Origin of the sequence: Paenibacillus auburnensis (assembly GCF_927798115.1) — a bacterium.
Classification (GTDB): Bacteria; Bacillota; Bacilli; order Paenibacillales; family Paenibacillaceae; genus Paenibacillus_AQ; species Paenibacillus_AQ auburnensis.
Genome location: NZ_CAKMMG010000001.1, coordinates 1,562,873 through 1,586,087, shown reverse-complemented (window position 1 = coordinate 1,586,087; position 23,215 = coordinate 1,562,873). Strand labels below are relative to the sequence as shown.

The 23,215-nt window shown below is 51.8% G+C and carries 18 protein-coding genes; 13 read left to right on the top strand and 5 right to left on the bottom strand.

The window, feature by feature from the left end:
* The first annotated feature begins 7 nt into the window (after positions 1-7).
* The 5 genes from L6H70_RS07340 to L6H70_RS07320 all read left to right on the top strand — a co-directional run bounded on the left by L6H70_RS07340 (position 8) and on the right by L6H70_RS07320 (position 7,852).
* Complete coding sequence (locus L6H70_RS07340) at positions 8-901, top strand: carbohydrate ABC transporter permease (protein WP_236331438.1); 894 nt, start codon at positions 8-10, stop codon at positions 899-901.
* A gap of 163 nt (positions 902-1,064) precedes the next feature.
* Positions 1,065-2,900 (top strand): type 2 periplasmic-binding domain-containing protein, encoded by a 1,836-nt coding sequence (locus tag L6H70_RS07335; protein WP_236331436.1) that lies wholly within the window; start codon positions 1,065-1,067, stop codon positions 2,898-2,900.
* Positions 2,901-3,034: 134 nt separating this feature from the next.
* Positions 3,035-4,783: a sensor histidine kinase gene (locus L6H70_RS07330; RefSeq protein ID WP_236331434.1), complete on the top strand. Its 1,749-nt coding sequence runs from the start codon at positions 3,035-3,037 to the stop codon at positions 4,781-4,783.
* Positions 4,776-6,179 (top strand): response regulator transcription factor, encoded by a 1,404-nt coding sequence (locus tag L6H70_RS07325; RefSeq protein ID WP_236331432.1) that lies wholly within the window; start codon positions 4,776-4,778, stop codon positions 6,177-6,179. The genes L6H70_RS07330 and L6H70_RS07325 overlap by 8 nt, the downstream gene beginning before the upstream one ends.
* Complete coding sequence (locus L6H70_RS07320) at positions 6,179-7,852, top strand: extracellular solute-binding protein (RefSeq protein ID WP_236331430.1); 1,674 nt, start codon at positions 6,179-6,181, stop codon at positions 7,850-7,852. The genes L6H70_RS07325 and L6H70_RS07320 overlap by 1 nt, the downstream gene beginning before the upstream one ends.
* A 96-nt stretch (positions 7,853-7,948) precedes the next feature.
* On the opposite strand, the gene L6H70_RS07315 is transcribed toward L6H70_RS07320, so the two are convergent.
* Together L6H70_RS07315 and L6H70_RS07310 are read right to left on the bottom strand one after the other, a co-directional pair.
* Entirely contained in the window at positions 7,949-9,184 is a 1,236-nt protein-coding gene (locus tag L6H70_RS07315) for an MFS transporter (protein WP_236331428.1), read from the bottom strand.
* Positions 9,181-9,687, bottom strand: a complete 507-nt coding sequence (locus L6H70_RS07310) for a YbaK/EbsC family protein (RefSeq protein WP_236331426.1) — start codon at positions 9,685-9,687, stop codon at positions 9,181-9,183. Before L6H70_RS07310 ends, L6H70_RS07315 begins: the two co-directional genes overlap by 4 nt.
* A 177-nt stretch (positions 9,688-9,864) precedes the next feature.
* Here L6H70_RS07310 and L6H70_RS07305 point away from each other — a divergent pair, with 177 nt between their 5' ends.
* Positions 9,865-10,509: a DUF1796 family putative cysteine peptidase gene (locus tag L6H70_RS07305; RefSeq protein ID WP_236331424.1), complete on the top strand. Its 645-nt coding sequence runs from the start codon at positions 9,865-9,867 to the stop codon at positions 10,507-10,509.
* A gap of 111 nt (positions 10,510-10,620) precedes the next feature.
* Here L6H70_RS07305 and L6H70_RS07300 read toward each other — a convergent pair whose 3' ends face one another.
* The gene (locus L6H70_RS07300; RefSeq protein WP_054941258.1) at positions 10,621-11,046 is read right to left on the bottom strand and encodes a MarR family winged helix-turn-helix transcriptional regulator; all 426 of its coding nucleotides are present in this window, start codon (positions 11,044-11,046) and stop codon (positions 10,621-10,623) included.
* A gap of 158 nt (positions 11,047-11,204) precedes the next feature.
* Between L6H70_RS07300 and L6H70_RS07295 the strand changes: the two genes are divergently transcribed.
* From L6H70_RS07295 to L6H70_RS07285, 3 genes are all read left to right on the top strand, one after another.
* Entirely contained in the window at positions 11,205-12,659 is a 1,455-nt protein-coding gene (locus L6H70_RS07295) for an MFS transporter (RefSeq protein ID WP_236331422.1), read from the top strand.
* Positions 12,660-12,751: 92 nt separating this feature from the next.
* Positions 12,752-13,198: a carboxymuconolactone decarboxylase family protein gene (locus tag L6H70_RS07290; RefSeq protein WP_236331420.1), complete on the top strand. Its 447-nt coding sequence runs from the start codon at positions 12,752-12,754 to the stop codon at positions 13,196-13,198.
* A gap of 24 nt (positions 13,199-13,222) precedes the next feature.
* Positions 13,223-14,161, top strand: coding sequence for a sigma-70 family RNA polymerase sigma factor (locus tag L6H70_RS07285; protein ID WP_236331418.1), 939 nt, complete (start codon positions 13,223-13,225; stop codon positions 14,159-14,161).
* Positions 14,162-14,226: 65 nt separating this feature from the next.
* Here L6H70_RS07285 and L6H70_RS07280 read toward each other — a convergent pair whose 3' ends face one another.
* Both L6H70_RS07280 and L6H70_RS07275 read right to left on the bottom strand, forming a co-directional pair.
* Positions 14,227-15,582 carry a PFL family protein gene (locus L6H70_RS07280; RefSeq protein ID WP_253074185.1) on the bottom strand — a complete coding sequence of 452 codons (1,356 nt, stop codon included), beginning with the start codon at positions 15,580-15,582 and terminating at the stop codon, positions 14,227-14,229.
* A 24-nt stretch (positions 15,583-15,606) separates the two neighbouring features.
* A complete protein-coding gene (locus L6H70_RS07275; protein WP_054941253.1) occupies positions 15,607-15,876 on the bottom strand; it encodes an ACT domain-containing protein in 270 nt (89 codons plus the stop codon).
* A 220-nt stretch (positions 15,877-16,096) separates the two neighbouring features.
* Between L6H70_RS07275 and L6H70_RS07270 the strand changes: the two genes are divergently transcribed.
* The 4 genes from L6H70_RS07270 to L6H70_RS07255 all read left to right on the top strand — a co-directional run bounded on the left by L6H70_RS07270 (position 16,097) and on the right by L6H70_RS07255 (position 23,093).
* A complete protein-coding gene (locus tag L6H70_RS07270) occupies positions 16,097-17,731 on the top strand; it encodes a GGDEF domain-containing response regulator (protein WP_236331414.1) in 1,635 nt (544 codons plus the stop codon).
* Positions 17,732-17,771: 40 nt separating this feature from the next.
* Positions 17,772-18,152 carry a response regulator gene (locus L6H70_RS07265; protein ID WP_236331412.1) on the top strand — a complete coding sequence of 127 codons (381 nt, stop codon included), beginning with the start codon at positions 17,772-17,774 and terminating at the stop codon, positions 18,150-18,152.
* Position 18,153: 1 nt separating this feature from the next.
* A complete protein-coding gene (locus L6H70_RS07260; protein ID WP_236331409.1) occupies positions 18,154-21,399 on the top strand; it encodes an ATP-binding protein in 3,246 nt (1,081 codons plus the stop codon).
* Positions 21,400-21,617: 218 nt separating this feature from the next.
* The gene (locus L6H70_RS07255; RefSeq protein ID WP_236331407.1) at positions 21,618-23,093 is read left to right on the top strand and encodes a protein adenylyltransferase SelO; all 1,476 of its coding nucleotides are present in this window, start codon (positions 21,618-21,620) and stop codon (positions 23,091-23,093) included.
* Positions 23,094-23,215: the final 122 nt, after the last annotated feature.

Here is a 23,215-nt window from a genome sequence, read left to right as displayed (position 1 = left end):
GATTCCATTGCGCAAGAAACTGAAGCCAGGCGATGCCCTGTTCCAGGGAATCATCTACGTGCTCTTCGGCTTGTTCACACTGAGCTGCATTTACCCGTTTTATTATCTGTTCATCAACACGATCAGCTCCAATGATCTCAGTGCAGCAGGGTACATCAAGTTTTATCCGCGGGAAATCCATTTTGACAACTACTCCAAGGTACTGCGGATCAGCGGGCTGAGCCATGCGGCGCTTGTATCGGTCTACCGGACGGTTATCGGAACCCTTCTGACCGTTGGCGCGTCAGCCTTCCTCGGCTACCTGTTCACCAAAAAGGAAATGTGGGGCCGCCAGATCTGGTACCGCAGCGTTGTGGTGACGATGTATTTCAGCGCCGGACTGATTCCCTGGTATATCACGATGCACAATCTGCATCTGACTAACAATTATCTGGCTTATATTCTGCCGACAATCATTACCCCCTTTAACATCATTCTGGTCAAAACCTTTGTGGAGGCGATCCCGCCTTCCCTTGAGGAATCCGCAAGCATCGACGGGGCAGGTTATCTGCGGGTGTTCTGGAGTATTATTGTGCCGCTGACCACGCCGATTCTGGCGACGATTACCATTTTCTCAGCGGTCAATCAGTGGAACTCCTTCATCGACACCGCATTCCTGATGACAGATACCAAATACTTTACACTGCAGTTCCTGCTCTGGCGGTATTTGAACGAGTCGAGCTCGCTGGCGGCCTTGATCCGTAATTCCCCGGATATGGCGGCGAGTGTCCAGAACATGCAGACGCCAACCTCCGTGCGGATGACGGTGACGATGATAGTGGTGCTGCCGATTCTGATTGTGTATCCGTTTTTCCAGCGGTTTTTTGTCAAAGGCATCATGATCGGTGCGGTCAAAGGCTAATCTTGTATAGGCCGCCTGAACGCCTGAAATCCTGAGGATTTGGAGTGCTGCTCCGCCGGCAGGCAGAGCTTGTACTTTATAGAGTTCATCATCACAAAGCAAGTTTTGTACGAAGCGGTTTCAAATGTAGTTGATGCCCACAAAACGTTTAGGGGGAATGAAGATGAGATTTAAAAGGTTGTCGCTGATGCTGCTGTGCGCGGTAATGGTGTTCGCGCTGGCAGCCTGCGGCGGGGGGAACAATAACAGCGGGAATACCGGCCAGGCGGAGAGCACGGATAAGCCTGCGGCTGAAGCTACAGATACTACGGAAGCCACAGCGGCGCCGGATGACGGCACTCTGGATCATTCCAAGCCGCTTAAGCTCACTGTCTTCTCAACGACCGCCAACTATGCCGGACCGCAAACCGGCTGGTTCGCGAAAGTGATCAAGGACAAATTCAATATTGAGCTGGATATTGTTGCTTCCAATCTGACCGGCGGGGATACCAAAATCTCCGCAATGATGGCTTCCGGTGATCTAGGCGACATCATCATCTTCGGGGATGACAAGAACCACTACCCGAATGCGATCAAAGGCAAACTCCTGCTGGACTGGACACAGGACGGCCTGCTCGACAAATACGGTACAGATATCACGAAGCAGTTCCCGAAAGCTGTAGAAAAGGCTAAAGTTGCTTTTGGCGGCGGCAGCGCGGTCTACGGCATCGGCAACAGCGTGGCAACTAACCCTTCCGGCCCGTCCGAAGGCAAGGATATGACCTGGGGACCGGATCTGCGTTGGGATCTGTACCAGCAAATCGGAGCCCCTGAGATTAACTCGATCGAAGACTATCTGCCTGTGCTGAAAAAGATGCAGGAGCTTGAACCGAAGAATGAGCAGGGCAAGAAAACCTATGCTTTCTCGCTCTGGTCGGACTGGGACGGTAACTACAAAATGACGCTGGCGAAGCAATTCGCCAACATGCTGGGTTATGATGAAATTCCGGATACAGCGCTTTATGTCAAAGCCGATGAAGAGAAATATTATGATTTCCTCTCCGAAGACAGCTGGTACATGAAATCGCTGAAGCTGTATTACGAAGCCAATCAGATGGGATTGCTTGATCCGGATTCCCTGACCCAGAAATTCGATGATGTTGTAGCGAAATACAAGGACGGCCGCCTGCTGTTCTCTTGGTTCCCGTGGCTTGGCGCAGCTAACTACAATACAGCGGAAAGAACAGCCGAAGGCAAAGGGTTCGCACTGGTACCGTTTAAGGATGAGCTGATGTATTCCACCGGATTCAATGTGTACGGAGGCAACGGTATTATTTCGATCGGTGCGAAGGCGAAGGACCCGGCGCGGATTATGGAGTTCATTAACTGGATGTATACACCGGAAGGCGCGATGCTCTCCGCAGGGAGCGGAACGGCTGTACCGAATGGTCCGAAGGGTCTGACCTGGGATATTGACGCAAGCGGCCAGCCGGTCGTTACTGACTTTGGATGGAAAGCCTATACGGACCAGCAGAATACACAAGTGCCGGAAGAATACGGCGGCGGCGACTACTACTACGGCTCTAATCAGATGAACTTCTCATTTGTGGTTCCGGCGATGGTGAACCCAGAGACAAACGAGCCGTATGACCACAACCTGTGGAAGACAACGCTGGAACGTAATCCGTCGAAGCTGGACAGTGACTGGAGAGCGAAGATGGGCGTGCTGACAGCTAAGGAATATTTTGAGAAAAATAATCTGCTCGCCGTTGCTCCTCAGGGCTTCACCGGCAAAGAGCCGCTGACGATGGATAAAACGCTGGAACAGAAAAACAAACAGATCGGCACCGTGATCCAGCAGATTTCCTGGAAGATGGTGTTTGCGAAGAATCAGGCGGAATTTGATAAGCTGAACAAAGAGATGCACGACAAGGTGAACGGCCTCGGCTATGCCGACGTGATGGATTTCTCGGTTAAAAAGGCAGAAGAGTTGTTCGAAGCCCGTAAAAGTGTAAAATAATGCGGCTCTAATCATAGGCATAAGGCAGGGCGGCAAAAAAGGCTGCGCTGCCTTATTATATTCAGCCCCGGAAAAATCTGGTATTCTGATATCGTATGATAAAACGCTTTCATTAAAAGAGGAGAGCAAGCGGAATGCGCAGAACGAAGCTAGGGAGGAGCCGTGCTCCGGCAGTTAAATCTTTGCGGACTACACTGGTCATTTATTTGCTGATCGGCACGCTGCTGCCGCTTCTGATCGTCGGAATTGTATCCTATACCTCAATTTATTCGATTCTGTCCGGCAAAATCGGCAGCGGCATCAGCGCGAGTCTGCGCCAGGAAGCGCTCAGCCTGGAAAATGCGATCGACAATCTGGATTTCGCCTCTAAGCAGTTCGCGCTCGACGGGCAGATTGTGGAAGAGATGAATTCTTTTCTGCAGGAGAAACAGATTTACCGCAAATCGCAGATTATGAATTCGATCAACCAGAAGATTAATCTCGTCAATTTCACCAATCCCTATATCGGATTGACAGCTTATATCATGCCCGGCAGCAAGGACCCTGTGCTGTTCACGAACATGAGCACCCGGCAGAGCTTCGATGTTAGCACGCTCCCCTCTTTCATGCGCTATAACGGAGCAGACTATTTCGGGCCGCATAGCACAATGTATGCTGTCGGTGACAATGTCGTCTTCTCCGAGCAGCGGATTGTGCGGGTGAACGGCCGGAATGAATTGTATATTTACCTGGAGACGAATTACAGCCTGCTGCGCAAAATTTTCAATCAGGAAGCTTATGGCATGAAAGTAAACCATCTGCTGGTGAACCAAAGCGGGACGCTGACCCATAAGATCGACGGCGAGGTGCCAGGCAAAATCGTCAAAGCCGCCGGAACAAGCGGAGGTGAGGGCCATGAAGTGCTGGATGGCTATCATCTGTTCCGTTATGAAAGCCCGCAGGGCTGGAAGCTGGTGGCTGTCGTTAAAAAATCAGTGTTCAACAGCGAGATTTACACCTGGTTCTACAAAATGATTCTGCTGGCTCTTTTGACGCTGCTGTTCGCAGGAGTTCTGGCCTGGCTAATCTGGAAGAAGATCTATGGCCCGCTGCGCAAGGTCAACGTGGAGATTATCCGGATGGCCGAAAATGTCACCGCACCGGTTGCGTTTACGAATGTGGAGGAGTTCGATTTCGTGCTGAGCAATTTCCAGCAGATGAAGGATCAGGTGAATGAGCTGATTCAGGCCGTTGCCCGCAATGAGAAGCAGAAAAGCCAGTTTGAAATCGAGAAGCTGCTCAGCCAGATCAACCCGCATTTTCTGCACAATACACTTAACACGGTCCAGTGGCTTGCCCGGTTGAACGGGCAGAAGGAAATTGACAAGCTGGTAACCCTGCTGGTGAAGGTGCTGCATTATAATCTTGGCAAACAGAGCATCATTGTGACGATTGGTGAAGAAATTGAAGCGATCCGCAATTATATGGAGCTGCAGCGTATCCGTTATGATTATGAATTCGAATTCAATGTGCAGGCCGAGGATAATGTACTTACGGCGGCAGTGCCGCGGTTCCTGCTCCAGCCGCTGGTGGAAAATTCGATTTATCACGGACTCAGCGACAACGGCAGAGTGGATGTCATTATTAAGGCGCACGGCAGTACTGAAGTACAGCTGTGTGTAAAGGATAACGGGGCAGGTATGACTGACGCTCAGATTGAAGAGCTGCTCTCGGATGACAGCGCCAAAAAGCGGGGGCTCGGCATCGGGTTCGCGTACGTGATGCGGATGCTGAGGACCTACTACGACGGGCAAATGGAACTGCAGATCAAAGGCGGAGAGGGCGAAGGAACAACTATATCCATCATTATCCCGCGTAAGAGCAAGGAGGACTTCGATGATTAAAGCTGTTGTTGTCGATGATGAGCGCCTGGTGCGCAAAGGCTTCATCTCGCTGATTGACTGGCCGTCCTTCGGTGTCGTCATCGTCGGTGAAGCCGGAGACGGTAATGCTGCGCTGGCCCTGCTGCGGGAGCAGGAGGCCGATCTGCTGTTTGTGGATATTACCATGCCTGGCATGTCCGGCTTTGACCTGATCCGGCAGGTGCGTCAGCGGTTTCCCGCCATCCGCTGCGTGGTGCTGACCTGTCATCATGAATTTGACTATGTGCAGGAAGCCCTTCGTCTCGGGGCCGTCGATTATATTGTCAAAACGCTGCTTGAAGTAGAAAATGCCGATGAAACGATCTCGCGGCTGGTGGAACGTATCAAATGGGAGGACAGCACAAGAGAGTCGCTTAGCCGCGGGGCGGGTATGGTGATGAGTGCGGACAGGGCTGTGCTCTATCTGCCTTTAAAGGCTCCAATCAATGAAGAGGAGCTGTTTCAGCTCTCGCTGGTGAAGAACCAGCCGCTGATTGCCCTGAGGGAGCAGTGGATGTCGCCGCTCCCTCAGCGGTTTAGTGAGCAGGAGCTGCAGCGGGAGCTCAGCTCTGTTCTGGACGGACGCTGGCAGACGGCGCTGGTGAGCGGCCTGCGCGACCAGAGCCTCCAAGAGCTGGAGGAGGTCTTGGCTAAGACAGCGCGGATGGCGCTGTTCTATTACACTGGTGAGGAAGAACCGGCAAGACTGAATTATCCGGAGCTAAAGCTGGCCTGGTCCAGTAACAGGAATGCAAGCGGGAAGGAACCGGTGCTCCAAGGTGCGCAGAATCTCAGGTGGACGATTGAACGGGCCGACTGGGAGGAGTTCACCGCCGGTGTCCTGTGCCAGCAGCCTTCCCCTGAGGCGATAGCCGCCTTCGGCCACGCGATGCTTCAGAGCTGGAGTCCGCTGCTGCTTACTCCGGACGAAGCTGCTGAACTAGCGGCTGCGGCTGGCAGTAACGTGAACTGGTGCCGCTGGAAGCAATGGCTGCGGCAGTTCGCCGCTCATATTCAGCGGCGGATGGTTGAGCTGGGACTGAGCAAGGAGTTGATGTTCTGCCTCATCCGCGCCGTCCGGTATATGAAGCAGCATGCCGGGGACAAAATCAATCAGGGGGATGTCGCCGCGTATATCAATATGAGCCGGGGCTATTTCAGCCAGTGCTTCGCCCGCTTTGCCGGCGAGAGCTTCGGCGAAGTCCTGCGCGGAATGCGGCTTGAGCTGGCCAAATCGCTGCTGCTGGAGACAAACTATCCGGTGCATGAGATCGCCTGCAGATCTGGCTTTGAGGATGACCGGTATTTCAGCAGGCTCTTCCGGGAACGGGTCGGTCGGCTGCCAAGCGATTACCGTGCAGAGAGGATGAATCTATAATGAAGACCCGGCGTGTTATCCTCTCCGTGCTGGCGCTGCTCAGTCTACCGGCCTGCGGCGGCAAAGATTCTGCTGGAGAGTCAAACGGGGCACAGCAAGGCAATACTGCCGAGACTTCCGCCTACAGTAAATATGAGCAGCCGGTTACGATGCGGATTGGCTTCAAGGTCCCGGATTCCCGGCTGAATAACGGAGACAGTAATGACAATAATCCGGTTTCCCGTTACTTGGAGAGCCTGTCGAATATCAAGGTGGTTCATTCCTGGGAGGCCAAAGGTGAAGAGCTGTACACGCAAAAAGCCCAGCTGGCGATTGACAGCAACGATCTGCCGGATGCGATGGTTGTCGACAGGGATCAATTAAAGAAGCTGATCGACAGCGATATGATTGCTGATCTGACCGGCACTTTCCAGCAATACGGCTCTACGTTGATCAAGGACATGTACAGCTCGACCGGAGGCGAGGCGCTGGATGATGCCTCCCGCAGCGGCCGGCTGTACGGCCTGCCGAATGTGGCGATCAATGCGGATTCTCCGATGCTGCTGTGGGTCCGCCAGGATTGGCTGGACCGGCTGGAGCTGCCGGCCCCCCGCACTTTCGAGGATATTGAAAGAATCGCCAAGGCATTCATCGAACAAGACCCTGACGGCAACGGCAAACGCGACACCTTCGGCCTCAGCGCCTACAAAAATATCGTGTATGGGACGAAGCCGCATATTAACGGCCTCGATGCGGTCTTCAGCGCCTTCCATGCTTTTCCGACCAACTGGATAAAGGACAGCAGCGGCGCTATTGTATACGGTTCGATTACTCCCGAGACCAAAGCGGCATTGGCCAAACTGGCCGAATGGTACAAGCGCGGGCTGATCGATCCCGGCTTTGCTCTATATAAAGAGACCCAGGAGCCGATTATTTCCGGCCAGTCCGGCATGTTCTTCGGTCCCTGGTGGATGCCGTATTACCCTTTATCGGAGGCGGTGGCCGCCGATACCAAGGCAGAGTGGCGGGCGTACGCGGCTCCGCTGGACAGCAGCGGCAAATTCATTGCCCACATGGCCCCAGTGACGGACCGTTACCTGGTGGTCCGCAAGGGCTATGAGCATCCGGAAGCTGTTGTGAAGCTGCTGAATATGTTCACCCGGCTGGAGAGAAGACGGGACCCTAATACGGCAGAGGTCAATAAGCTGGACGATTTCTCGGCCGAGACTGGAATCCAGTTGCGTGCCTACTACCCGTTCGACCTGCTGATTGACTACAGCGGTGCCATTGAGCAGCATTATGCCGATGTGCAGCAGGCGCTGCACGGCAAAATCGATCCGGATCTGCTGGATCCGGACACCCGGCTGCTCTATGACCGCTGGCTCGCTGAGGAAGAGCAGCCCAAGAAGAATCTGGAGGGCTGGAAGGCAACCAATGCTTACAAATATGGTGTCGCTGTATTAACCACGACGGCAATCGAGCAGGTGCGCAGCGTCTTTTACGGCAGTACACCCGGTATGGCAGGCGTGTGGCCGAAGCTGCAGACACTGGAAAGCGAGACCTTTCTCAATATTATCGTCGGAGAAACTCCGGTGAGCGAATTCGATGATTTCGTGAAGGACTGGAAGCGTATGGGTGGAGATCTTATTACGCAAGAGGTAACGGAGATCGTCAACAGCAAAGGCGTAGAATAAATATCAGTGATGCTAACACAAAAGCAGGCCGGAGTCTCATCAAGGAGACTCCGGCCTGCTTATTATGTTCCGGCCAGTCCCGCAGGACAACCACCGTTACGGAGCTGCAGTAACATCGGCCGCAGCGGTGACAGAAGCGCTGCTGCTGGTCGAGGCGTAGCTGAGCCAGGCACCGGCCAAAGCCAGAACGGCAAGGACAGCGGATAGCCAGGGAATAGACGATAAGCCAAAGGAAGTGATGGCAAGCCCGCCAAGATAAGCTCCTGCCGCATTGCCCAGATTGAGCGCCGAATGGCTTGAGGTCGTGGCAAGCAGCGGTGCTTTATGCGCCAGGTTCATAATCCGCAGCTGGATGCCTGGCATAATGCCGAACGCTGCGATTCCCCAGAGGAAGATATTGATGATTGTCAGCACAGGATGGTGCAGAGTCAAGGTGAGCATGGCAATGATCAATGCAAGAACAGCGAAGTTGACCATGAGCGAAGGCATCAGCTTCCAGTCGGCCAGCCTGCCGCCGACAATGTTGCCGAGCGTGACACCCACTCCGAATAATACGAGAATCCAGGTGACCTGATGTTCAGCAAAACCGCTGATATTCTCCAGCATCGGTGTGATGTAAGTGAACAAAGAGAACAGGCTTCCACAGCCAAGTGCACCGGTAAGAAGAATCAGCAGCACCTGCGGATTCACCAGCCCCCGTACCTGTTCACGGAGATTGGCCGTCTCCTGCTGGACGATTACGGGGATAAACCGGATGATGCCGAATAGGGACACGATGCCGAGCAGTGTAATTGCCCCGAAGGAGGCCCGCCAGCCGAGCTGCTGGCCGATAAAGGTTCCGAACGGTACGCCGATTATATTGGCCACGGTCAGACCGGCAAGCACAACCGAGACCGCTCCGGCGCGCTTCTCCGGCTTAACGAGTCTCGCGGCGATGATCGTTCCCACCCCGAGGAAGGTGCCGTGAGCGAATGCAGTAAGCACACGGGCGATAATCAGAAGTACATAGGTCGGGGCAATGACAGATATAGCGTTGCCGAAAATAAAGATGCACATGAGAATAATCAGCAGCTTTTTCTGCGGCAGCTTATGGGTAAATATGGTCAATACGGGTGCACCGATGGCAACACCAAGCGCATAGCTGGTAATCAGCTGGCCGGCCTGCGGGATGCTTACGCCAAGATCATGGGCCACATTGGGAAGCAGGCCCATGATGATAAACTCGGTCATGCCGATTGCAAATGCGCCAAGGGTAAGGCATAGAAGGGACAGCGGGAAACGTTCCTTGGACTGCGGCGGCACGGAGCGGCCCTTGGCCGGTTTGTTCCTCATGAGGCTTGATCATCCCCGTTTCCTATCACTTCTGCCCAGTCTTTACATACATCTACCCAGTCTTTGCTGCCTGAATACAGAGACAGCTCCTCACAGGTTAGCTCGATAGCGGAATTAGTGCTGCCGCAGGCAGGGAACAAGGTACTGAACCGCTTCATGGATACATCCAGGTAAACATCCAGCTCACGGGCCAGTCCAAACGGGCAGACCCCGCCGATTTCATGGCCGGTCTGCACCTGCACTTCATCCGGACTTAGCATCCGGGGCTTGAGCCCGAAGGCTTCCCTGAATTTCTTATTGTCGATTCTGGCGTCTCCGGCGGCAACGATCAGGAGGGCATTCTCCCCGGAACCGCGGAAGGACAGGGTCTTGGCGATCCGTGCCGGTATGACACCGATCGCGGCGGCAGCCAAATCCACTGTTGCGCTAGATACCGCAAACTCCAGAATGTCTTGCTCCTTGCCGAAGGCGCGGAAATGTTCCTTTACTCTGCTAATAGACATGACCGGTGCTCCTTTCTGCACATTCATTTTTTTACAGCTGTGTTTCAATCAGTTTTCATATTGGATCATATTTTAACCTCTTTTTGTGGTTTGGGCAAAGTTAACTTTAACTATCATCCAAGCATTTTGTCTCTCGGACGCATTTAATATTGAAATATCAGCTGTGGGGTGAGTCGAATGGAATTGGCAGAACTAAGAGGGGCGTATGACTGTATTGTCAGTCTGGGAAGCTCCTGTGAACCGGCAGCCCATTTGCGCAGAAAGGGTCTCAGGACCTTTTCTTCTCCGCTCGATTGGGTCGTTTCATTATCGCTTACCGATGTGAACCGGCTGCTCAGCAGCCGCTTTTCCGGGTATATGGATCTCCGGAATATGTCGCCGATCGAAGGAAATGATGTGTTTGTCGAGAATGAGGTTGTGATGCCGGTCAAATCTTATTTTGTGAAGGATTATTATTATAACGTGATCTCGGTCCACGATTTCCCGGTACTGGAAGGGCAGGAGTGGAGTTCTGTCTATCCCGGCTTTAAGAACAAAATCGAAATGCGCAGCCAGCGCTTACTGGATCAGCTGATTGCCAGCCGCAGGGCGTTATTTATCCGCTGGGGCAGTACTTACGATGAAGCGGTTGCTCTACAGCAGGTGCTGAGACCATTAACCGGCGGGGAATATCTGATTCTGATCGTCAACGGGGTTGACGGGCTGGAATCTGTCATCGACAATGCCTGGGGCCTGCCGGGAATCAGTTCGCTGAGTATTCCGAACCGCGCGGGAGATTCTGAGACTTGGGATTATATTCTGGATGGTATCAGTCTGGCTTGAACCGCTCTCCGTACAGACCCATATCTGCAGCAAAAGGCCTCTTACAGGTTATTTACAGGTAAGGGCCTTTTTTATGTGGATACAGTAAGGTGGCTCATTAGACAGTGCCTATCATAAGCTTTCGGAAGTACGGGTAACCTTATGAAGCAAAGCCACCAGTGTGTCAGCTTCCTCCTCCGTCAGATTGGCAGTCAGCTTGCGGTTATGCTCATCAAGAATGGATTGAAAGACGGGAGCAAAGTCCACGGCTTTGGCTGTAGGATACAAAAGAGAAGAACGCCGGTCTTTCGGATCGGTCCGCCGTTCAATATATCCCAGTTGCTCCAGATGCTTCACGGAACGGGCTGTTGTCGCCTTATCGAATTTCATTTCATTGGTCATTTGGTCCTGGGTAATGCCCGGATGGCCGAGAATCAGCTTCAGAAAACTGTGTTGTCCGCCGCTGCCAAGCCCGTAAGGTGCAAGTTCTTTGCTCAATATTTTTGTATTCTGGCGGTGAAGATAGGCAACCAGCTTGCCGATCGGTTCTTTTCTCAATACAGACACCTCTTTAGATTCATGCACTGCTGTTAGTACTCTCTTTAAAAGCTTACCGTAAAGTTGTTGCGCACGCAACTAATTTGCTGTACACTGGGAAATGCAGATTGTTGCGCACGCAACTAGTTCTGAAATTCGATTCAAGAAGGTGTCCTTTCATGAGTGCAATAAGTGCAACCTATCAGGAGGATGCAGCGGTTCAGAAGAAGCGCTGGATAATTCTGATTGTTCTAAATTTGTTTACTTTTATGTCTACCCTGGACGGAAGTATTGTCAATATTGCCCTGCCGGTGCTAGTGAAGCAGCTGAATCTGCCGGTTGCTCAGGTCGAATGGGTCACTACAGGATATCTGATGGCGATTTGTTCGGTTATTCTGTTTTTTGGTAAGCTGGGGGATATGGTCGGCAAGATCCGTGTGTTTAGAATCGGGACAGTGATTTTCATCCTCGGCTCTCTGCTCTGCGGATGGAGCACAAGTCTTCCGTTTCTTATTGCCTCACGTGTCGTTCAGGCCATTGGTGCTTCGATGACCATGGCGAACAGCCAGGGAATTGTGACGGATATTTTTCCGGCTACCGAACGCGGTAAGGCGCTTGGCCTGATCGGGACCTTTGTGTCTCTGGGCAGTATAGCCGGACCTAGCCTTGGCGGAATTATTGTATCCACCCTGGGCTGGGAATATATTTTCTGGGTGAATGTGCCGATTGGCCTGATTGCCTTCGCACTCGGAATGAAGGTTCTGCCGAAGGATCTGGTCCGGGTGAAATCACGGATTGATCTGCCGGGCAGTCTGCTGTTTGCGTTCTTTATCATTACACTGTTTGCCGGACTGCTGCTGGGACAGCAGCTTGGGTATGGTGACAGCAAGATCGTCACTGCGCTTATCGCTGCCGCCGCCTCGTTCATTGCTTTTATTGTCGTGGAACTCCGCAGTGAGGCACCGCTGCTGCAGCTGTCCTTGTTTAAGAACTCCTTATTTTCACTCAGCATTCTCTGTGCCTTTCTCGTATTTGTGGCCAACTTCTGCTTCAATATTATCTCGCCCTTCTATGCGCAGAATATGCTGGGCCTGTCGCCGTTCTATGCCGGATTTCTGCTGATGCTCTTTCCGATTTCGATGGTTGTCATCGCACCGCTCAGCGGGGCTTTGTCGGATAAGATCGGCTCCGAGTTGTTAACCTTCGCCGGGCTCCTAGTGATGGTTATTGCCCAGTTCGGGCTGGCCCGGCTGCATGATGGAAGCTCCGTTATTCTCGTCGGACTGTGGATCGCGATGCTCGGGGTCGGCAGCGGGCTGTTCCAGTCTCCGAACAATTCCTTGATTATGAGCAAGGTGCCGCGCACACAGCTCGGTTCCGCCGGCAGTGTCAATTCACTTGTCCGTAATGTGGGGATGGTCGTCGGAATCACGATTGCCACATCTATTCTGTTCAACGTGATGAGCAGCAAGGCAGGACACCGGGTAACCGGTCTCGTTCCGGGGCGTCCAGATATTTTCCTCTCGGGTATGCATGTCGTCTTTATGACTTCTTCGGTCATTTGTCTGGTCTCCGCACTGCTGACGGGCTGGCGTCTGATCACGATCAGAAAGAGCAAGCGGGCAGAGGCTTAAGACTGGCTGTAACGTTTGTTAAAGGTAATTGTCACAAAAGCAATCCCTGTATTGTCTCTACTATTGAACCTAAATCATGGAGGCGATCAATAATGAGTTTGAGATTGAATTACAGACAGGTAAACGCTCCCGCGTTCCGGGCAATGATGGCAGCAGAGCAGCATAATGCAGGCAGGGGACTGGACAAGGTACTCGCCGAGCTGGTTAAAATACGGGTATCGCAGATCAACGGCTGCGCTTTTTGTCTGGATATGCATGCCAAGGATCTGCTGAAGCTTGGGGATTACCAGGAAAAGCTGGTGCTGGTCAGCGTATGGCGGGAAGCTCCGGTATTCAGTGGCAAGGAAAGAGCGCTTCTTGAGCTTGCTGAGTCTGTAACCCTTATCAGCCAGGGCGGGGTGCCGCAGGCAGTCTATGATAATGTCCGCGAATATGTTAGCGAAGAGGAATTCGTCGACTGGATCCTGAGTATCAATACAATTAACAACTGGAACCGGATCGCGATCTCCACAGGCATGTATCCGGGGGTATCGATGTAACAAACGGTACAAGGGAGGGGCAGCATGGTGTTGAATGCTCGGAACAGTAAAGCGGAAACCGCGCAGTCGGCGGAGCTTGCGGAATTATACCTTAACTACAGAAGGTACGCCTTTTCCATTGCTTACCGGATGCTAGGTACAGTGGCGGACGCGGAGGATGTGGTTCAGGACTGCTTTGCCGACTTGCAGCGGCGTGACCTCACTAGTATTGATAACATCAAGGCTTATGTGGCCAAAAGCATTACCAACCGCTGCCTGAATCTGCTGAATTCCGCATACAGCCGCAGGGAGACCTATATCGGCGAATGGCTGCCCGAGCCGGTGAGCGAGCTGTATGACGGACCCGAAGCGGTGGCTGAGCGCAAGGACACCCTTTCCATGGCATTCCTCGTACTGATGGAGAAGCTGTCACCTGTCGAACGGGCGGTGTTTGTGCTCCGGGAGGCTTACCAATACGAATATGAAGCGATTGCCGGGATGGTCGGCAAAACGGAGAGCAACTGCCGGCAAATTTTCAGCCGTGTGAAGCGGACGCTTCAGGCTGATCCGGCTGGTGAAGCGATGTCTCCTGCACCGGAGCAGGTTCGTACGGGAATGCTTCAGCAGTTCACCGCCGCCTTTGCCGCGCATGATGTGAACGGGATGCTGGCTCTCCTGACAGAGCAAGCTGTACTCGTTGCTGATGGAGGAGGACGGGAAGTACATACGATCCTCCGGCCGATGGTGGGCCGCAAGGGCGTACTGGCACTGCTCACCTCGCGCAGAGTGCTGGCCCGGATGCGCAGCTGGACTTCCTCCATCGAACTTATTAACGGCGAAGCAAATCTGGTCTACAGAGATCAAGGCGAGGTTAAGGCGGTACTATGCCTGGCCTTGAGCCGCAGCGGGGAGCAGATTCAGAGCGTTTACCTGATCATGGGACCGGAGAAGCTGAGCCATGTTGGGCCTTCTGCCGACCAGTAGCCGATTAAGACGTACGCAAAAGCGCCGCCCACCTGAGATCAGGTGGGCGGCGCTTTTGTGTAAACTTAATTCTTAAAGCTGTGGATCGGTGCGGGAATCCGTCCGCCGCGGTTCACGAACCCGGCACAGTTGAACGGATTCACGGCCATCACAGGCGCATAGCCGAGCAGGCCGCCGAATTCGACCATCTCGCCGACTTCCTTGCCGATTACCGGAATGACGCGGACAGCAGTCGTTTTGTTGTTGACCATACCAATCGCAGCTTCATCTGCGATAATGCCGGAGATGGTCTCTTTGCTGGTGCTGCCCGGAATGGCGATCATGTCGAGTCCGACCGAGCAGACACAGGTCATTGCTTCCAGCTTCTCTAAGGTCAGCGCGCCGCGCTGTACCGCCTGAATCATCCCGTGGTCTTCGCTGACTGGAATGAAGGCACCGCTGAGTCCGCCGACATAGGAGGAGGCCATGACGCCGCCTTTTTTAACATTGTCGTTGAGAATGGCCAGTGCTGCCGTAGTTCCGGGAGCTCCGGCTTCCTCCAGGCCCATGACCTGGAAAATCTCGGCGATCGAGTCTCCGATCAGCGGAGTCGGGGCGAGGGACAGATCAATGATGCCGAACGGCACACCCAGCCGCTTGGAGGCTTCCTGGGCAACCAGCTGGCCGACACGGGTAACTTTGAAGGCGGTCCGTTTGATCGTCTCGCAGAGTGTCTCGAAGTCCTGGCCTTTCACTTCCTCGAGCGCACGCTTGATGACACCCGGACCGCTGACGCCAACGTTAATGACGAGTTCACGCTCGCCTACACCGTGGAAGGCTCCGGCCATGAAGGGATTGTCCTCCACCGCGTTACAGAAGACAACCAGCTTGGCGCAGCCGATGGAATCGCGGTCTTTGGTGCGCTCCGCAGTCTGGATAATGATGTCGCCCATCAGCTTCACGGCATCCATGTTAATTCCGCTGCGCGAAGAGCCGACATTCACAGAGGAGCAGACACGCTCGGTCACAGCCAGGGCTTCAGGGATGCTGTCTATCAGAATCCGGTCGCCTTTGGTGCAGCCTTTCTGCACAAGAGCGGAGAATCCGCCGATAAAGTTAACACCAACCTCTTTCGCTGCCTTGTCCAGAATTTGCGCAACAGGCACATAAGAATCCGTATGAACAGCACCGGCCGCAATCGAGATCGGGGTGACGGAAATCCGTTTGTTGACAATCGGTACACCGAATTGACGCTCCAGCTCTTCTCCGGTCTTCACCAGCTTCTCGGCGGAACGGGTAATTTTATCATATACATTCTGGTTAAACACCCGCAGATCGGTATGGGCGCAGTCCATCAGACTAATACCCATCGTTATCGTGCGGACATCCAGATTCATTTCAGAGATCATTTGATTGGTTTCCTGTACTTCACCACGTGAAATCATTGTTCGCTCATCCTTTCGCTGCTAAATGCGGTGCATAATATTGAAGATATCTTCATGCTGAAGTTTGATTTCTACGCCGATATCTTCGCCTACATGCTGCAGATCAAGGACAATTTCCTCAAAGGACTTGCTTGGCGCTGAAATATCTACAATCATCATCATGTTAAAATAGTCCTGCACAATCGTCTGAGAGATATCAAGAATGTTCAGATTGTGTTCGGCAAGGTATGTACAGACTTTGGCAATAATTCCTACTTTGTCTTTTCCCAGTACAGTTATAATCCCCTTCAATGAAAAAGCCTCCTATTTGTCTATTCTTTGTTCATCCGCCGCATTAACGGAATGAACCGTTTCAATCATTATTGCAAATGATGACACAGGCGGCAACCAAAGGTTTTTTGTCAGTCTGATTATATATTTGATCTTGAAGCCCATATTCATTAGAATAAGTTGACTGAATGTGAAAAATAGGATGAACTTATAGATTGATATATTTGTTTAAGGAGTAAACATGACAACTAGAAAATATAAAGCGCTAGTCGAGCAGCGGACTAGAGAGACTTTGGATAAATGGTCGGGGCAGCAGTATGTCGGGGAACGGGAGATCTACCGTTTTCTGCATAATCTAAAAGGAACTGCGGGAACCGTTGGTCTGGACCGGGTAGAGAGGTTTGCCAGCAGTACGCTGCTCTATTTCTCGGATCATAGTGATAAAGTCTGGATGGAGGCGGAATGGCGCGAGGTTTTACACCCTGTACTGGACCTGTTTAGCGGAGAGGAAACCTCCGGAAGCGTGCCCGACCCTGTGCTGGAAATCAGCCTCTCTACCGGCTCCAAGCAGCAGAAGTATGAAATTCTGCTTGTGGATGACGATGTGGAGCTAGTGGCTTTTTTGCGGGAATCCCTGGAGCAGCAATCTTATTATGTAAATATCGCGATGTCGGCGGAGCGCGGGCTGAAGCTGTTTTATGAGAGCAGGCCAGATATGATTCTGCTGGATATTCTGCTGCCTGATCAGAGCGGAATTGATGTCCTTCACCAGATTATCGGAAAAGCCAAAAAAGAGCGTATCCCGATTATTATCATGAGCGGGGAGCATTCCAAGGATCTCCAATTGTACGCGTATTCATTGGGTGTGATGGATTACATGCCGAAGCCGGTGGACATCGACCTGTTTCTGGTTCTGATCAAGAACCGCTTTGAGCTGAAGAAGGAGTGGCAGAAATCGATTATAATCGATGAGCTGACCGGCGCCTATAACCGCAGATATTTTAATCAGACGATGAAGCAGCTGGTATCTGATTTTAGAAGAACCGAACGGATTTTTTCACTGGCGCTGCTCGACCTGGATTATTTCAAACAAATAAATGATACTTACGGCCATCTGGTCGGGGATGAGGTGCTGCAGGCTTTTTCTGAGCTGGTGCGCAGCTCCATCCGTGTCGAAGATACCTTCTGCCGCTACGGCGGGGAAGAGTTTGCCCTGTTCATGCCTAATACGGATGCGGCTTCCGCGCTCCTTGTTATTGAACGTATCCAGAGTCAGTTCGCAGCCATGGATTTCTGGGCTAAGCAACAGCAGTTCCGTGTGACCTTCTCAGGGGGAATCACGGAGATCAGGGCCCGGCGGGATGATCCGGAGGAGCTGATTGAGGATGCGGACCAGGCCCTGTATGCCAGCAAGCATGCCGGAAGAAACCAGACAACACTCTATAACGAGTATCTCCCGGCTGGTAAAGTGGAGCAGGTGCTTAAGGTGATCGTTGTCGATGACGATGCGCTGATCCGCAGGATTGTCGTCCAGCAGTTCAGGGAATGGGAGCCGGCGAATAATCTCAAGATGGAGGTAAGCAGCTTCGAAAACGGAGCACAGTTCTTGCAATCGGAATGGTATTCACCCGAAGATAAATTTATCATTCTCCTGGACGGAATCATGCCTGAGCTGGATGGACTGGAAGTGCTGAAGCAGCTCCGCAGCAGGTATCCGGAAGTGAATATACTCGTAATTATGCTTACCGGCCGAAATAATCAGCAGGATATTATTCACGCACTGCAGCTTGGTGCCGATGATTATATAGTAAAGCCGTTTCATTTGCCGGAAATGCTGACAAGGGTTGAACGGCTGGCACACAGATTTTTATTCTAAAAGGTACAGCAACCGCGGTGCATTTTGAAAGGTGAGAAAGATGCAAAAAGTATTGATTGTCGATGATGAAGATGTTTTACGTATGCTGATTGAAGATACACTGGAGGATCTGGAGGAAGTCGAGCTACATACCGCTGAGAACGGGCGTGAGGCGATGATGAAGCTGTCCCGTAACAGGTTCGATCTGGTGATACTGGATTACATGATGCCGGAATTGACGGGAATTGAAGTACTGGGCTTAATGGATGAAGAGATGAAGGCTGCAACACCTATTTTAATGCTTACTGCCAAAGCGCAGGATGCCGACCGGAACAGAGCAAGAGAAGCCGGAGCCCGTTATTTTATGCCGAAGCCGTTTAGCCCCATGGAGCTTCTGCAGATTGTGGAGGGCATTCTCAGTGATAAGAAGAAGCCTCAGTAACATGAGCATCAAAAAAAAATATTCCCGTATTATTGCAGGCTTAATCATACTGGTGATATTGACGGGGGCCGGCTTGTATCTCTACATCAATTCAGAGCAAGAGCGGCTGAACCATAATCAGGAAGTGCTGCAGCATAAGGCCGGAACCATCAATGAAATGGCTGCTACGCTGAATGAGGTATTCTTCCGTGTCAGAGGATATTCTCTGCTCAAAAGCGACCATGAACTGCAGCTGGCCTATGAGGCGCTGGATAAGCTGGGAACTGTTCTCCAGGCCTACTCCAAACTGAAACTTTCACCGGAAGAAGCGGATTTCGAAGAAGCTCTTGAAGTGTATTTGGATCAGTATCAGAAGGTGACACTTCCCAAAGCCATCGCCTTTGTCAAGCAGGATAATTACACCGGGCTGCGTGCACTGGCCAAAGACGGAAACACGCAGGCCGTTAATGATTTTCTGGCGTATACGAAGAATTATGAGACACGCTCTAATCAGCAATTGAGCGATATGGTCGACCAATCCCTGAAACAGGCGAATGATTTTACGATTCTGGCTTTTCTCCTTAGTACGGCGTTGCTGCTGCTTTTCACGCTGATGATCTGGCGGATTCTCAAAATTGTGATTGATCCGATCGTTCAGCTTGAACAAGCTACGAACTCGCTGGCCGCAGGGGAAGCTGTGCTGCTGAGCAAGCTGCATAAGCAGGATGAAATCGGCCGTCTCTACGAGGCCTTCCTCAACATGGCCCACAGTATACAGGATAAAGAAGAAGAACTGATGATGCAGAATGAAGAGCTGCTTGCCCAGCAGGACGAGCTTCAGGATCAGCAGTTCAAGCTTGAACGTTCACTAAGTGAAATAGAGAACATGATGAAGGCGCTGGACCAGTCTTCAGCAGTTGCCATCCTCTCGCAGAAGGGGATCTTCACCTACGCCAACGAGAACCTGAGTGAATATACAGGCTATAAGAATGCAGAGCTGACCGGCTCAACCTTCCGATTGCTTGACGTAGAGAATCTCGCGGACGCTCAGAAACAGCAGATCATCCGCAAGCTGAGCACCGGCGGGGTGTGGAGCAATGAAGTCCGGATGAACATGAAGAACGGTACTCCGGTCTGGCTGCACATGACCATTATGCCTTATCTGAATGATGACGGGGAGATTTACCAGTATATCCTGATTGCCAACAATATTACCTCTATGAAGAATGTACAGCAGGAGCTGGCGGAGACACTCAAAAATACAGAGCAGACCAAAATCATGCTGGAACGCAGCAACCAGCTGAATCATGACATCACTTATACGCTGGACAAACAGGATTTTGCCGAAAAATTCATCGAATTCATGAATAAGCAGTATGCCTTTGACTCCAGTCTCTTTCTGCTTGTCAAAGACAACATCACCGTGGTCAAAGGTGTGCCGCAGGAGAATGTTGAGCGTTATCTGGGCAGTGAAAGCGGCAATATGCTGCACCGCATGCGGACGGAGAAATCCTATATCACCAAGCGGCCTTCTACGTTAAGAGAGCAGGGAATTGCACCTGAAGGTACCGATTCGTATGACTTTTACTCGACAGTTGTGAATGCGCAAGATGATGTCCTCGCTGTATTCTGCGGCACCCGGATCGGGCATTCCTTCAGTGAAGACGAGATTAATGAAATCCAAGGTATGATGAACCGTGTGGCGCTGGCCATAGAAAGACTGTTCATGTACGAGGAAATTGAATACGGCCGCAGACTGAACCAGGATATTGTCAACAACGTCAATGAAGGCATCCAATTTGTGCAAATGGACGGCAGCATGCTGCATATGAATCAGGTCTTAGCCCAGATGTTCGGCTATAATGAGTGGTCCGCAGGTGATCTTATTCCAAAAGAACGCTGGAGCGGGCATTTTATCCATACAGCCAATGAATCGGATGAGCTGGAGCTGTTCTACCAGAAGGCAATGTCCGAGCATTTCATTGAATCCAGCTCCATGAAGTATTCGCTAGGCAAAGAATCGCTGAAGCATATCGACATGTACGCTATACCGGTATACCGGCGGGAGACCCGCTTTGGGACGTTGTTCGTCCACCGCGACATCACCCGCGAATATGAGCTGGATCTGATGAAGTCGGATCTGGTCAGCACGGTCAGCCATGAGCTGCGCACGCCGTTGTCGAGCGTCCTCGGCTTCACAGAGCTGCTGCTGTCCAAAACGATGAAGCCGGAGAAGCAGCTGAAATATCTGGAGACCATCCACCGGGAAGCTCAGCGTCTGACCGAACTGATCAATGATTTCCTTGATCTGCAGCGTATGGAATCAGGAACCCAGCAGTATAATCCGGAGCCGCTGAACCTTAGTGAGCTTGTCCTCGGAGTGATAGACCAATACAAGCTTAGCGGTACGCATCATATTCTGCTGGAAGATGAAGCGCAGAATGCCGAGGTTGAGGTGGATAGAGATAAGATCGTCCAGGTACTGACGAATCTGCTCAGTAATGCCATCAAATTCTCGCCGGGCGCCAGCGAGATCAAGGTAATGCTGCATAATGAACCCGAGCGGATTGTTGTGGAGATTCAGGATCACGGGCTGGGCATTCCCAACAATCAGATCGGCCAGCTGTTCCAGAAATTCAGAAGAGTCGACAACAGCGCCTCCAAACGGATCGGCGGAACAGGACTCGGACTTGCTATCTGTAAAGAGATTATTGAGAAGCAGAAAGGCTCAATTGGCATTGAGTCGGAAGAAGGCGAAGGCTCAACGGTCTGGTTCAGTCTTCCACTTCGCAATGCTTCAGGCAACCGGCATGAGGATGAGCCCATTAAATTGAGTGCCGACAAGGAGCAGAAACCGAACGTAATGATTGTAGAGGATGATTACAGCCTGTCACTGCTGCTGTCTGAGGAGCTGAAGGGCAAGGGCTTCCGTGTAACTCATCATTACCATCCGCAGGAGGCCTTTGAACAGGCGCTGAAGACACCCTTTGTGGCAATCGTTGTAGACCTGATGCTGGGGGAAGAGCTGGACGGTTGGGATCTGATCCGTATGCTGAAGGATGACGCTCGTACAGAGCATGTCCCGATTATTATTTCCTCTGCTCTCGACAAGACGGACAAGAATATGCTGGACAATGTCCAGAAATATTTAACCAAGCCTTATCCTCCCGGAGAGCTGACGGGAACTCTGCAGGAAATAGTGGGAATTAGACAGCGAAGCGGAGAAGTGCTTTTCCCGGATAGCAGTCCTTGGGATAACGGAGAATAACGATGGCCTTATACCAACAAGTCCTGTTTTCAGGGCTTGTTTTTTTATGGGATAGGAATATATCCAAATGATAGATTGGAACAAGTTAATTATTGGTTAAAGATGTTAAAGGTGCGTATTCAAGTATCAAACCCGTGGCATTAAGCGGTAAGAGGATAATAAATGAGCAGAAGTATACACTAAAAGGAAAAACATGTTTCAAAAATAAAGGAGACCTTATGACGGAGAAAATAGAAATAAGGGATGCAGGGTGGAACTTAGAAATTAGCTATGCCAGCCTGCCGGAATCATTCTATTCAAAGCTCAAGCCAACCCCAGTCCGCTTGCCAAAGCTGATTATTCTCAATGATCCGTTAGCGGCAACTTTAGGATTGAACCATCCAGCGCTGCGAAGCAATGACGGTGTTGCAGTTCTTGCAGGCAATGAGGTACCTGAAGGAGCGGTGCCTCTTGCCCAGGCTTATGCAGGGCATCAATTCGGGCATTTTACCATGTTAGGAGACGGACGGGCAGTATTGATCGGGGAACAGATCACTCCACCGGGCATACGCGTTGACATTCAGCTCAAAGGCTCAGGCAGGACTCCCTTCAGCCGGAGGGGGGATGGCCGGGCGGCGCTGGGGCCGATGCTCCGCGAATACATCATCAGCGAAGCCATGCATGCGCTTGGCATTCCAACGACCCGCAGTTTGGCGGTAGTCACAACCGGTGAGTCAATAATCCGGGAAAACGAGCAGCCAGGAGCGGTTCTTACCCGTGTGGCTGCCAGTCATCTGCGTGTCGGTACCTTTCAATACGCTGCCGCAAGAGGGAATACTCAAGATCTCCAAGCCCTGGCTGATTACACATTACAACGGCATTACCCGGAAGCTGAGGGTGGAGTGAACCGTTATCTCACCCTGCTTCAGGAAGTGATTAACCGTCAGGCTGAGCTGATTGCCAAATGGCAGCTCGTCGGCTTTGTGCACGGGGTGATGAATACCGACAACATGGCCCTCAGCGGAGAAACCATTGATTATGGCCCATGCGCCTTTTTGGACACCTATGATCCGGAGACGGTATTTAGTTCCATTGACCTTCAGGGCCGCTATGCTTATGGCAATCAGCCACGTATTGCCGCTTGGAATCTCGCAAGATTTGCCGAGACGCTTCTGCCGCTGCTTCATGACAATGAGCAGCAGGCTGTCAAACTGGCCGAGGATGCCATTTCAGATTTCTCTGAGAGGGTTCACCGGAATTGGCTCACTGGAATGAGGGCGAAGCTGGGTATCTTTAACGAAGAACAGCAGGACGAATCACTTATTGACGGACTTCTCGGGATGATGCAGAAGAACCGGGCAGACTACACCAATACCTTCCGTGCCTTAACTTTGGGCAGACCGGAAGATACGGTTCTGTTCGGGAATGAGGATTTTTCGAAGTGGAAGGAGTTATGGGAGGCGAGGCTGGGCAGACAGGAAGAATCTCAAGCGTCCTCCCGTCTGCTGATGCGCAGCAGCAATCCAGCGCTGATCCCGCGGAACCACCGGGTAGAAGAGGCCCTGGAGGCTGCGGTAGAACGGGAAGACTACAGTGTAATGGAGCGGCTTCTTGGTGTTCTTTCGAACCCTTATGCGTACACTCCAGAACAGGAGGAGTACACGCTACTGCCTGAGAGCTGCTCGAGCCCTTACCGGACTTTTTGCGGTACCTGATTAGGATAACAGATGAGACTAAACCTACAAACAGCCGTTCCTCAGGTGATCTTGATTACCGATTGAGGCGGCTTTTCTTTTGGGATTATCGTATATCGGGCATTTGTGAGTCTGAAAAAAAT